The following is a 9,738-nucleotide window of genomic DNA, read 5'->3' as shown; positions in this document are numbered from 1 at the left end:
ACCCTTCTTAACCTGTTGTTTGGGGGGGGCCCGCGTCTTTTTTTAAAACCCCCGGGGGGGGGGGGGCGCGCCCCCCCCCCCCCTTCCGCTTTCCGCGAGCACGCGCGGACCGGTCGATCACATTTCATCCGTCCCCGTCGGATTTCACGCCGAATTACGCCGGGATGTTGACGGAAAAAATCGCCCCAATTAGCGTTTCCGTGTGACCTTGCCCAGTGGAGTGCATGCACTCGTCCGACGAACCCATGAAGACCGGGTTCTGCAGGTGCTGCGCGAGTTCGGCGCGATGACCCGTGGCGAGCTCTCCGATCGTATCGGCCTCTCACGCACCACCCTCTCCGAGATCACGTCGAACCTGCTCGAACGCGGTGTGATCTCGGTGTCGGCAGACGAGGCGCCCCGCGTGGGGCGTGGCCGGCCCGCGGAGAGGCTCACCCTCGATCCCGCGGCCGGGCAGTATCTCGGCGTCGACTTCGGCCGCCGCCGCGTGCGCATCGTCGTCGCGAACGCGGCTCACGAGCTCATCGCCTCCGATGCCGTCGCCTACGATGCCTCGGCATCGTGGAGCGAGCGCATCGACGCGGCGTTCGAACTGATCGACCGCATGGGCGTGGACCGCGAGCTGCATTTCGACGGCGTGCTCGGCGTCGGCATCGGATTCCCCGGGCCGTTCTCGCCACGGGTGCCGCACGCGGCATCCGAGCCCGTCGCCGAGGCGCGCCGTGCCGGGGCCGTCTTCATGCGCACGGCGTTCGGCGAGCGGTTCGACGCCCCCGTGCTCCTCGACAACAACACGCGTCTGGCCGGTCTCGCCGAGGCGACCTGGGACAACGCGACCGAAGTGGAGCACCTGCTCTACCTGCGTCTGTCCGACGGCATCGGCGGCGGTCTGGTCGTGGGCGGCCGCCTCGTCACGGGCGCGTCGGGCTTCGCCGGAGAGTTCGGTCACATCAGTCTCGGCGGGCACGCGGAGCTCTGCCGCTGCGGAAAGCGCGGATGCCTCGAGACCGTCGCCTCGACCGAGGCGATCCTCCGCCGTTGCGCCGCGGCCGGTGTGCCGTTGGCCTCGCTCGAGGAGCTCGCGGATGCGGCAGGCAAGGGCGATCCCATCGTCATCAGCGTGCTGCGCGACGCGGGCGAGGCCGTCGGCCGGGTGCTGGGCTCGCTCGCAGTGGCGCTCAATCCGTCGGAGATCGTCATCGGCGGCGAGGTCGCCCAGGTGTCCGACGTGATCGTCGAGCAGGCCGCCGCGACCACCGCATACGAACTGCTGCCGGTCGGCGAGTACTCGCCCCGCATCCGCCGAGCCGAGCTCGGCGACGAGGGCGGTGCGATCGGCGGCATCATCGCCGTCCTCCAGAGTTCCCCGCTGCTCGCCGGCTACCAGACCGCGACGAACGTCGCACCCACTTCCACCCGATTGCGAAGGAGCAACACCTGATGTCCCCCTTGAACCGAGGAGGTCGCGCATGGTCGCGCTGACCGACGCCGCCCCGAAGCGGCAGATATCCTCCCGACGATCGTCCACGAAGGATGCGACCGCCCGCCGCCGCATGCTCACGCTGAACCTCGTCAGCGTCGCCGCCGGCGTGCTGCTCTGGTGGGCGCTCTCGGCGGCCGGGCTGCGGTTGCCGTCGCCTGTCGAGGTCGCGGTACGCGGCTGGGAACTGCTCATCGACGGCACCCTGATTTCCGATCTCGTCGCGAGCCTGACCCGCGTGCTCGTGGGCTTCGCGCTCGGCACGCTCGTCGCCATCCCCGTGGGTTTCCTCATGGGCTGGTACGCCTGGACCCGAGGCCTCTTCGAGCCGTGGATCCAGTTCTTCCGCACCATCCCGCCGCTCGCGATCATCCCGCTGGCCATCGTGCTGCTCGGCATCGGCGAGGAGCCGAAGATCCTCGTCATCTTCCTCGCCGCGTTCTTCGCGTGCGTGATCTCGACGTTCCAGGGCGTCGTGACCATCGACCGCACCCTGATCAACGCCGCCCGCGTGCTCGGCGCCAAGGACGCCGGAATCTTCCTGCGCGTCGTCGTGCCGGCATCCGTGCCGTTCATCCTCGTCGGCATGCGGGTCGGGCTCGGCGCGGCCTGGGCGACCCTCGTCGCGGCGGAGCTGATCGCCGCCCAGGCGGGCCTCGGCTACCGGATGCAGCAGGCGCAGCTCTACTACGACCTGCCGACGATCTTCGTCGGCCTCATCACGATCGGCATCCTCGGACTCCTCATGGACCGGGCACTGCTGTTCGCCGAGAAGAAGCTCACGGGATGGCAGGAACGCCGATGACCGCAACAACCCAGCGCGATGCCCGCATCTCGGTGCGTCACGTCTCGAAGACCTTCGACCTGAAGGGCGAGGAGTTCGTCGCACTCGGCGACGTCTCGCTCGACATCGCCGACAACGAGTTCGTCACCGTCGTCGGGCCGTCGGGATGCGGCAAGTCGACGCTCATGAACATCCTCGCGGGTCTCGACATGCCCTCTTCGGGCGAGGCCCTCGTCGACGACCGCGCCGTCACCGGGCCCGGCCCCGAGCGAGGCGTGATCTTCCAGCAGTATGCGCTCTTCCCCTGGCTCACGGTGCGCAAGAACGTGGAGTTCGGACTCAAGACCGCCGGCATGGGCGCGAAGGAGCGTCGCGAGAAGGCCGAGCACTACATCGAGATGGTGGGGCTCAGCCAGTTCGCCGACGCGCTGCCGAAGATGCTCTCGGGCGGCATGAAGCAGCGCTGCGCCATCGCCCGCGCCTATGCGGTGAATCCGTCGATCCTGCTCATGGATGAGCCGTTCGGTGCCCTCGACGCCCTGACCCGGGTCAGGCTGCAGGAACAACTGCTCGACACGTGGAGCCTCGACAAGCGCACCGTCATGTTCATCACCCACGACGTCGACGAGGCCGTGTACCTGGCCAATCGCGTCGTCGTCATGGCCGCCCGACCAGGTCGCATCTACGACATCGTCGACGTCGATCTTCCCTACCCGCGCACCGAGGAGATGCGGCTCAGCCCCGAGTTCGCCGAACTGCGCAACCGCGTCTGGAACGCGGTCTACCACCAGACCCCCGGCCGCACGGCCGAAACCGCTGTCGTCTGACAGCACGACCCCAAGAGGAAGATCGCATGACCAACGCACACCGTAGGCGCGGCGCCGCCGCCGCCGCCGCAGCCCTCGCAGCCCTCGCCCTCGCCGGCTGCGCGAGCAACCCCGCCCCCGGCGCCGGCGCCGCCGAGCCCGAAGAGCTCGCAAAGGTGCGATTCGGCTACATCGCCGACTTCAACGGCGCCAGCATCGCCGCGATCGCCGAAGACCAGGGCCTCTGGGAGAAGCACGGCATCGACGTCGAGACCCCGGTCTTCACGAACGGGCCGCTGCAGATCCAGGCGCTCGGCACGAATGACCTCGACTTCGGCTACATCGGCCCGGGCGCGATGTGGCTGCCCGCCTCGGGACAGGCCGAGGTCGCCTCGATCAACGCGCTCGGCAACGCCGACCGCGTGATCGCGCAGCCGGGCATCACCTCGATCGAAGACCTCGAGGGCAAGAAGGTCGCGGTGCCCGAGGGCACCTCGGGCGACATGATCCTCACCATGGCGCTGAAGGACGCCGGAATGACGATCGACGACGTCGAGAAGGTCGCCATGGACCCGGCGACCGTGGTCGCGGCGTTCTCGGCCGGACAGGTCGATGCCGCAGGCATCTGGTACCCGCTCATCGACACCATCCAGGAGCAGGTTCCCGACCTCGAGATCCTCGCGGAGAACGAGGACTACGACGACCAGGTCGCCTTCCCGAGCGCCTTCGTCGCCAGCCCCGCCTTCGTGAAGGAGAACCCGGAGGCGACCGAACGCGTGATCGCCGTGATCCGCGAGGCGATCGACTTCCGCGCCGAGAACCTCGACGAGGCCGTCGAGCTCACCGCGGCGATGACGAAGCTCAAGGCCGACGACCTCGCGGCCGAGGCCGCGAATGCGAAGTACCTGACGTCGGAAGAGCTCACCGAACTCACCGAGGACGGCACCGTCACGACCTGGCTGACCAGCCTCAACGAGTACTTCGTCAGCGCGGGCAAGCTCACCGATGCAACCGACCCCGACACGTACTACCTCGGCGAGCAGTTCGTGGCAGCCGGCAAGTAGGGGCAGCACGCCCCACGCGGCATCCGCGTCCCGGTCGCGCGGCGGAGCACCGAGCTCCGCCGCGCGACCCGCAGACGCGCCCCGAACACCACGGAACCTCGCAGCACCCACTCCACTCCGCACGAGACGAATGAGACACATGAGCTCCACCGAACGCCGCCCCAACATCCTGCTGATCCTCACCGACGACCACGCCTCGCACGCCATCGGCGCGTACGGCTCTGTCGTCAACCGCACGCCCCGGATCGACGAGATCGCCGACGCGGGAGTGCGCGTCGACAACTGCTTCTGCACGAATGCGCTCTGCACGCCGAGCCGCGCGTCGATCCTCACGGGCACCTACAGCCACATCAACGGGGTCACCACGCTCGAGACGCCGATCGACGCCTCCCAGCCGACGTTCGTCTCGCAGCTGCGCGATGCCGGATATCGCACCGCGATCATCGGGAAGTGGCACATGGGCGAGGGGCCGGGACACGATCCGCGGGGCTTCGACCACTGGGCGGTGCTCCGCGACCAGGGCGAGTACTTCGATCCGCAGGTCCTCACCGAGGACGGTGTTCAGATCGTCGAGGGATACGCCACGGATGTCATCACCGACCTCTCGCTCGGCTGGCTCGAGTCGCTCGAAGGCGATGAGCCCTGGTGCCTGCTCATCCACCACAAGGCGCCGCATCGGCCGTGGGAGCCCGACGAGAAGCACCAGGGCATGTACTCCGATCCCATCCCGGTGCCGGCGACCTTCGACGACGACTACCGCACCAGGTCGTCGGCCGCGCATCGGGCGGCGATGCGTATCGCCGACCACCTGACGCTCACCGACCTGAAGCAGGCGCCGCCCGAGGAACTCGATTACGAGCAGGCCGCGCTCTGGAAGTACCAGCGCTACATGGAGGATTACCTCGCCTGCGTGGCCTCCGTCGACGACAATGTCGGTCGGGTGATCGACTGGCTCCGCGAGCGGAACGAGTTCGACCACACCTTGACCATGTACACCTCCGATCAAGGATTCTTCCTCGGCGATCACGGATGGTTCGACAAGCGTTTCATGTACGACGAATCGCTGCGGATGCCGCTCGTGATCAGCTGCCCGTCGCGGATCCCGAATCGCCACGAGCCGCTGAAGCAGATCGTCACCAACGTGGACTTCGCCCAGACGATCCTCGAGAGCGCCGGGATCGAACCGCACCCCCGAATGCAGGGCATCAGCTTCTGGTCGCAGTTGACCGACCAGCCCGACCGGCCGACGCGGCCGGCAATGTACTACCGCTACTTCGAGAACGACGACGTGAACCATCACGCGTTCGCGCACTACGGTGTGCGCACCGACCGGTACAAGCTGATCTACTTCTACAACGACGGCCTCGGGCTTCCCGGCGCGTCACCGCACAGCTACCCGCCGGAGTGGGAGCTCTACGACCTCGAGGCAGACCCCGAGGAGCTCTGCAACCGATACTCCGATCCGGAGTACCTCGACGTGCGGGAAGACCTCAAGGTGCTGCTCTGGAATCTTCAAGCCGAGCTTCGAGACGTGCCGCATCGGTCTCAGCCGCGTCCGGAACGCGCGATCCGGCCTGCCCATCGTCAGGAGCATGCCGGCGACGCCGAGCACGATGGTGCCGTGCATCAGCCGGTCGGGCGCTAGTGGTTCGCGCTCAGCCGGCGAGGGCGGTCGGCTGCGCCTCGGTGAACCGGCATGAGGTCGCGGTGAGCCGCTCGTCGGGGTCGAGCCTTGCGAGCACGGCGCCGGCGATGGCGTAGAGCTGCTCGAGCTGCTGCGGCGTGAGCGCGTCGATCACGGTCTCGCGCACGGTGTCGATGTGCCCGGGGCCGGCGTCGACGAGCAGACGCAGGCCCGCCCCGGTGATCGTCGCGTTGGTGGCGCGGCGGTCTTCGGGGCACGGGAAGCGCTCGATGAGCCCGCGCTCCTCGAGACGTCGGGCGACGTGCGAGAGACGGGGGAGCGTCGCGTTCGTATGCGCGGCGAGCGCCGTCATGCGCATCGTGCCGTCGGGGGCATCCGCGAGCGACAGGAGCGCCACGTACTCGAAGTGGGTGATGCCATCGTCACGCTGGAGCTGCGCGTCGAGTGCGACCGGCAGCAGTTCGGTGAGCGCGACCAGGCGCACCCAGGCGGCGGATTCCTCGGTCGTGAGCTGCTGCGTGTCGTTCGTCATGATCCGATTCTACCGCATTGGTTGACGCGACAACTGATTTCAGGTAGAAGGCGCTGCCCGGGTCGGGCCCGCGAGCTCGAGGCCGTCGGCTTCCTGCAGCTCACGCTCGCCGTGCAGGAGAAGATCGACTGGACCGGCGGTTTAACGGTCGCCGCGTAACGCGGCATCCGGTCGCCGGTTCCGTTGGCCGGCCAATGCAGGAACTTCTGCGGGTACTGCGGCGTGTCGCGTGGCGACACGCCGCACAACCGCGAGTTCTTCCTGCACTGCCGAACAGGTGGCGGCTTCGAAAGGGATGGCGGCCCGGCCGCCGACCGGGCCCGGCTGGTCAGGCGTCGGCCGCGCCGCGCAGGTAGGCGAGCTGCGCTCGAACGGATGCCTCGGCCGCGAATCGCACCGAGGCATCCGTGTCGGCGTAGACGAGGTCGGTGACCTCCTCGACTGACGCGTTCGCGGTATCCGTGCCGAGCTCGCGCAGGGCCGCGCGGATCTGGTCGAGACGTTCCGCGCGATGGGCGAGGTAGTCGTCGCACACCGACGCGAGGTCGCGCAGCACCGGGCCGTGTCCGGGCAGCACCGTGACCGGGCCGCCCGCCCCCTCGCCCAGCGCCTTCAGGCGTGCGAGCGAATCGAGGTACGGGCCGAGGGCGCCGTCGGGGTCGGCGATGATCGTCGTGCCGTGTCCGAGGACGGTGTCGCCCGTGAGCACCGACCCGTGGGCGTCGTCGCCGGGCAGCACGAAGCAGACGGAATCGGCCGTGTGTCCGGGCGTGGCCAGCACGTCGATGTCGATGCCCGCGGCACGGATGCGCTCGCCGCCGGTAAGCGGCGGCGCGCCGACGCAGAACGCCGGGTCGGTCGCCCGCACCGGGGCATCCGTCATTCGCGCGAACTCGGCGAGCGACTCGCTGTGATCAGCGTGGTGGTGCGTGAGCAGCACGAGCTCGACGGGGCCGAATGCGGCGAGCCGCTCGAGGTGCGCGGCATCCGACGGCCCGGGATCGACGACCACCACGCCGGCGCTGCCCGGCGCCCGCAGCACGTAGGAGTTCGTGCCGTCGAGCGTCATGGGTCCGGCGTTGGGCGCGCGCACGAGCGTCGCGAGGGGCGAGACGGCCTCGTCATGGATGCCGCGGAGTCGGGGCAGTTGCATGCCCGAAGTGTATCGGCGCGGCCCGTTCGGGGGACGAACGCACCGGTGCGCGAGCGACGCGACCGGCCTAATCTGAGTCCATGGACAGCGACCTTGAATCACTCACGAACGACGTTGTTCCCGGCTCGGCCGCGACCGTCGTGCTCCTGCGCGACGGCGAGCGCGGCCTCGAGGTGCTCCTCGCCGAACGCCCCCGCGACCGCGGCTCCTTCGCCGGCGCCTGGGTGTTCCCGGGCGGTGCCGTCGACGAGGCGGATGCCGCGGGCGGCCCGGTCGACGGCGAAGACGCCGCCCGCCGGGCCGCGGTGCGCGAGACCCGCGAGGAGATCGGGCTCGAGCTCGACCGCTACGACCTCGTGCCGTTCTCGCACTGGACGCCGCCGAAGGGGTCGCCGAAGCAGCTGCGCACGACCTTCTTCGCCATGCGCGTGCCCGACGGCGAGATCCGGCCCGCACCCGACGAGGTGATGGCCGTCGAGTGGCTCCGCCCGATCGACGCACTCGACCGGCACGCCGCCGGCAGCATGACCCTGTGGCCGCCGACCTGGGTGACGTTGCACGGGCTGGCGCGCGCGGCATCCGTCGACGAAGCCCTCGCGGAGCTGCGCAGCGGCGACGTGAAGCCCTACGTCGCGAAGCTCAGCGACGACGGCACGACCATCCTCTGGCAGGAGGACGACGAGTACGAGGCGGAGCTGCTCCGGCGCGAGTACGACCCCGCGGTGCCCGACGACGCCCCCGACGCGGAGGGCAACCGGCACCGGCTCCTGATGGATCGGTTGCCGTGGGTCTACGTCAACACGCTCGGTACGGGATTCTGATCGCGTGATCGACGTCACCGTCGTCGGGAGCGGGCCGAACGGCCTCGTTGCCGCGGTGATCGCCGCGCGTGCCGGGCTCTCGGTGCGGGTGCTCGAGGGTGCGTCGACGATCGGCGGCGGCGTGCGCACCGCAGAGCTCACCCTGCCGGGGTTCCGGCACGACGTGTGCTCGGCGGTGCATCCGGCCGCCCTGGCGTCCCCCGTGTTCCGGCGGCTCGGGCTCCTCGACCGCATCGACTGGATCGTGCCCGAGGTCTCGTACGCCCACCCTCTCGACGGCGGGCGGGCCGGCATCGCCTGGCGTGACCTCGACCGCACGGTCGACGCACTCGGGGGCGACGGCCCGGCGTGGCGACGGCTCATCGCGCCGCTGCTCGCCCGCCGGCGGGGCGTCGTGTCGTTCACCGGGTCGCAGCTGCTTCGCGTGCCGCGCGACCCGATCGCCGCGTTCCGCTTCGGCCTGCGCTCGCTCGAGCAGGGCACGCCGGCGTGGAACCTGCGGTTCCGCGGCGACGTCGCACCCGCGCTCTTCACGGGGGTCGTGGCGCACGCGGCGGGCGGCATGCCGACGCTCGCGTCGGCGGGCGCAGGGCTGCTCCTCGCGATGCACGCGCACGGGGCGGGCTGGGGATTCCCCCGCGGCGGCTCGCAGGCCATCGCTGACGCGCTTGCCGCCGAGCTCCGCGCGCGCGGCGGTGAGATCGTGACGGATGCCCCGGTCGCGCGCCTCGACGAGGTCACCGGCGATTCCCGGGCCGTCCTGCTCGACACCGCGCCCGAACTGCTGCTCACCGCCGACCTCCCCGCCGGCTACGCGCGGGCGCTTCGGCGCTACCGGTACGGGTCGGGCGTCGCGAAGGTCGACTTCGCGCTCGACGGGCCGGTGCCGTGGACGAACCCCGAGGTCGCACTCGCGCCCACGGTGCACCTCGGCGGCTCGCGGGTCGAGATCGCCGCGGCCGAGAACGCGGTGCGCCGCGGAGACCGGCCGGGTTCGGGCGGCGGGGCGCCGCGGCATCCGTACGTCCTGGTGACCCAGCCCAGCGTCGCCGACCCCAGCCGTGCCCCTGCGGGCAAGCAGGTGCTATGGGCGTACACGCACGTGCCGGCGGGGTCGACCTTCGACGCGACCGAGCTCGTCGCGGCGGAGGTCGAGCGGTTCGCGCCGGGGTTCCGCGACCTCGTGCTCGCCTCGGCGGCGAGCTCGGCGACGGAGATCGCCGGCCGCAACCCGAACTACGTCGGCGGCGACATCTACGCCGGTGAGCTCACGATGGCGCAGCTCGTGAAGCGGCCGGTCGTGTCGACCGCGCCGTGGCGCACGCCGCTCGAGGGCGTGTACCTGTGCTCGAGCGCGACCCCGCCCGGGCCGGCCGTGCACGGCATGAACGGGTGGTGGGCGGCGAAGCTCGCGCTGCGCGAGCGGTTCGGCATCAGGTCGTAGTCGAGGGTC

Annotated in this window: 9 protein-coding genes; 7 read left to right on the top strand and 2 right to left on the bottom strand. The window is 70.1% G+C overall.

Features of this window, described 5'->3' with window-relative positions; genetic code table 11:
• The first annotated feature begins 202 nt into the window (after window positions 1-202).
• The 5 genes from ACFWN7_RS16130 (at window position 203) to ACFWN7_RS16110 (ending at window position 5,779) form a co-directional block, all read left to right on the top strand.
• Entirely contained in the window at window positions 203-1,441 is a 1,239-nt protein-coding gene (locus ACFWN7_RS16130) for an ROK family protein (RefSeq protein ID WP_376939870.1), read from the top strand.
• A 28-nt stretch (window positions 1,442-1,469) separates the two neighbouring features.
• On the top strand, window positions 1,470-2,285 hold the full coding sequence (locus ACFWN7_RS16125; protein ID WP_376939869.1) for an ABC transporter permease: 816 nt from the start codon (window positions 1,470-1,472) through the stop codon (window positions 2,283-2,285).
• Window positions 2,282-3,091: an ABC transporter ATP-binding protein gene (locus tag ACFWN7_RS16120; RefSeq protein WP_376939867.1), complete on the top strand. Its 810-nt coding sequence runs from the start codon at window positions 2,282-2,284 to the stop codon at window positions 3,089-3,091. The genes ACFWN7_RS16125 and ACFWN7_RS16120 overlap by 4 nt, the downstream gene beginning before the upstream one ends.
• 26 nt (window positions 3,092-3,117) lie before the next feature.
• Window positions 3,118-4,134, top strand: coding sequence for an aliphatic sulfonate ABC transporter substrate-binding protein (locus tag ACFWN7_RS16115; RefSeq protein ID WP_376939865.1), 1,017 nt, complete (start codon window positions 3,118-3,120; stop codon window positions 4,132-4,134).
• A gap of 139 nt (window positions 4,135-4,273) precedes the next feature.
• On the top strand, window positions 4,274-5,779 hold the full coding sequence (locus tag ACFWN7_RS16110) for a sulfatase (RefSeq protein WP_376939864.1): 1,506 nt from the start codon (window positions 4,274-4,276) through the stop codon (window positions 5,777-5,779).
• Between the two features lie 10 nt (window positions 5,780-5,789).
• On the opposite strand, the gene ACFWN7_RS16105 is transcribed toward ACFWN7_RS16110, so the two are convergent.
• Both ACFWN7_RS16105 and ACFWN7_RS16100 read right to left on the bottom strand, forming a co-directional pair.
• On the bottom strand, window positions 5,790-6,311 hold the full coding sequence (locus ACFWN7_RS16105; RefSeq protein WP_376939863.1) for a MarR family winged helix-turn-helix transcriptional regulator: 522 nt from the start codon (window positions 6,309-6,311) through the stop codon (window positions 5,790-5,792).
• A 328-nt stretch (window positions 6,312-6,639) separates the two neighbouring features.
• Entirely contained in the window at window positions 6,640-7,464 is an 825-nt protein-coding gene (locus ACFWN7_RS16100) for an MBL fold metallo-hydrolase (RefSeq protein WP_376939862.1), read from the bottom strand.
• 80 nt (window positions 7,465-7,544) lie between these two features.
• On the opposite strand from ACFWN7_RS16100, the gene ACFWN7_RS16095 reads away from it, so the two are divergent.
• Together ACFWN7_RS16095 and ACFWN7_RS16090 are read left to right on the top strand one after the other, a co-directional pair.
• Window positions 7,545-8,285, top strand: coding sequence for an NUDIX domain-containing protein (locus tag ACFWN7_RS16095; protein WP_376939861.1), 741 nt, complete (start codon window positions 7,545-7,547; stop codon window positions 8,283-8,285).
• A gap of 4 nt (window positions 8,286-8,289) precedes the next feature.
• Window positions 8,290-9,729, top strand: coding sequence for a phytoene desaturase family protein (locus ACFWN7_RS16090; RefSeq protein ID WP_376939860.1), 1,440 nt, complete (start codon window positions 8,290-8,292; stop codon window positions 9,727-9,729).
• Window positions 9,730-9,738: the final 9 nt, after the last annotated feature.

This window comes from Agromyces sp. NPDC058484, assembly GCF_042720415.1.
In the GTDB taxonomy this organism is placed as follows: Bacteria; Actinomycetota; Actinomycetes; order Actinomycetales; family Microbacteriaceae; genus Agromyces.
This window is presented reverse-complemented; position numbering and strand designations above follow the sequence as displayed.